We start from the raw sequence: 2,365 nt of genomic DNA on the forward strand, positions 1-2,365 counted from the left end.
GAGGGCCAGGGCGGCGAGCACCGCCCGGACGTCGGCGTCCAGATCCGGGTCGGCCACATCAACGGCGACGGTCCTGCCCGCCGGGTGGTCGGGGACGGCGTCGCGCGGTGGGCGGGGGCTCTGGGTCACGGCCACAGCGTCGCGCACACGACCGTCGGCACCCCCGGCCCGGAGCGTCATCCGGGGGCGGGCTGTGGAGAGACCGTGGATGTGGAAAACCGGCGGAGGTGGAACGACCGCCCCGAAACAGAGAGAAACCGCGGCAGGGGGGCGCCGCGGTTTCTCGGAGTCCCGATTCGTAGGGGGGACGAATCGAGCACCTGTAGGGGGATGCTCTTTCGAGCGTGATCAGTATCACTTATCCACGCCTCGAGCACAAGAACCGTATCGTGGAGTCGTGTCCGCCCCACGCCTCAAGGGCCCTCGGTCGTCGCACCGACCTCGCCGGATCGCCGCGTTCTTCGACCTCGATAAGACGATCATCGCCACCTCGTCGGTGTTCGCGTTCAACAAATCGTTTCTCGACGAAGGCCTGCTGTCGCGCCGATCGGTGATCGATCTGGCGTACACGCAGCTCGCCTTCAGCCTCTCCGATGCCGACGACGAACAGATGCAGAAGGTCCGCCAGGCCATGGCGACGGCCACCAAGGGTTGGGAGCCCGAGAAGGTCGAGCGGATCGTCACCGAGGCCCTCACGGAGAAAGTCACGCCCACCGTCTACTCGGAGGCACAGGAACTCCTCGCCGAGCACCGAGCGCTCGGCCACGACCTCGTGATCGTGTCCGCCTCCGGGGAGGAGCTGGTGGCACCGATCGCACGGATGCTCGGCGTGGACCACTACGCCGGGACGCGCATGAGCCGCGATGCGGACGGGCGATACGGCGGATCCATCGAGTTCTACTGCCAGGGTCCGGGCAAGGCCGAGGCCATCCGGGGTTTCGCCCAGCGCTACGGGTACGACCTGGAGGCCTCGTACGCCTACTCCGACTCCTCCACCGACCTCCCGATGCTCGAGGAGGTGGGACACCCCACGGTCATCAACCCGGACCGGACCCTGCGCCGTGAGGCCCTCGAGCGCGGGTGGCCCATCCTCACCTTCTCCAGCCCCACCCCATTGCTGCCGACGCTGGAACGCGCGTCCGGGCCGATCATCGGCGTCGGGGCGATCGCACTCGCGGTGGGCGCCGCAACGGTGTCCTTCGCGCGTTCCGCGCGGCGGGGCGCCTGACCCCGGTCCCGCGAGCGGAGAGGCCCGCCCGGATCGCACCCACCCGGAAGATCCCACCGGGGTTCGGGGCACAACACCTCATCGTCCGCCGGCCAACGCACGGGAGGCGATGGCGGGAATCACCGGTAACTCCCCGGGTTCCTTGTGGGATCCCACCATCGCCGGGACCCTGATCCGCGCGGCATGCTCAAAGCACGGTGACGCAGGACGCCAGGACCGCGACGGAGGAGAAGTCACGGTTCCCCGTCCGAGGCACCGTCATCGATACTCCGGAACCCACGCGACGGATGACGCCCGAGAGGCAACCCAGCCGTGGGTCCGCGCCAGCCGTCACCGACGGTTGTCCCGGACCGGCGACACGGCGGACCACAGGACGCCTGGTACCCGGATCTCTCGATGGAACCGCAGCGAGTGGGCGGGTCGGCACGAGTGCCGGCCCGCCATTCGCGCGCCGTGGGGCCGCACGCGGTGAGGGACAGGCCATCCCTCGAGAGGAACGGTCAGGTCCCGGCGGCCTCGGCGATCGAGGTGGCCTCGCGAGCACCGGCCTCGAGCGCTCTACAGCAGTGGAGAATCCATGATCCGACGCCCTCGCCGGTACCGGAGACGAAGCCCTCCAGGGCCGATCGATGCCCGGCGGGATCCCGGTAGAACGTCACCTCGGGCACGCCGAGACAATGTGGGTCTAGGCCGGTGGACACGGTCACCAACCGGAACGCCGCCCGCGCCACCACACCGTCAGCGGACCCGAACGGCCGCATGCCGGACAGTTCGCCCAGGACCACTGACGCCAGGACCGGGGCGGGCACCGACGTCCCGCCCGTCACCAACTCCGCCAGACCCTGCAACCGCTCGGCCACTCCCCGATCGGCTCGGGGACGTCCGAGGGACGCCATATCCACCCCGGGGCCGGACGCGGCCAGCAGATGCAGGTGCGCCAGCTCCTGCAGCGGCGACCGGGTCCACACCGACACGGCCCGGTCGAGCGATTCGCCCGTCAGCTCGCCGGCCACCCGCAGAGCGCCGGAGAGCACCTCGTCGTGGTCACCGTCGGCGTCCAGTCGCACCGAGGCACCCTCCACCCCGGCTGACGCCCGCGCACCGCGCAGCACCGACTCCGCCGCCGTGGTGGGCCAG

Annotated in this window: 2 protein-coding genes; one reads left to right on the plus strand and one right to left on the minus strand. The window is 70.3% G+C overall.

Translation table 11 applies throughout. The features are described 5' to 3' along the window. Positions 1-397 precede the first annotated feature (397 nt). Complete coding sequence (locus G6026_RS14750; RefSeq protein ID WP_095717984.1) at positions 398-1,228, plus strand: HAD-IB family hydrolase; 831 nt, start codon at positions 398-400, stop codon at positions 1,226-1,228. A gap of 500 nt (positions 1,229-1,728) precedes the next feature. Here the strand turns inward: G6026_RS14750 and G6026_RS14755 are convergent. After that, positions 1,729-2,365, minus strand: a 637-nt coding sequence (locus G6026_RS14755; RefSeq protein WP_182613621.1) for an oxidoreductase, incomplete at its 5' end; no start/stop codon positions are given.

The sequence above is a fragment of the Dietzia sp. DQ11-38-2 genome (assembly GCF_014145055.1).
Classification (GTDB): domain Bacteria; phylum Actinomycetota; class Actinomycetes; order Mycobacteriales; family Mycobacteriaceae; genus Dietzia.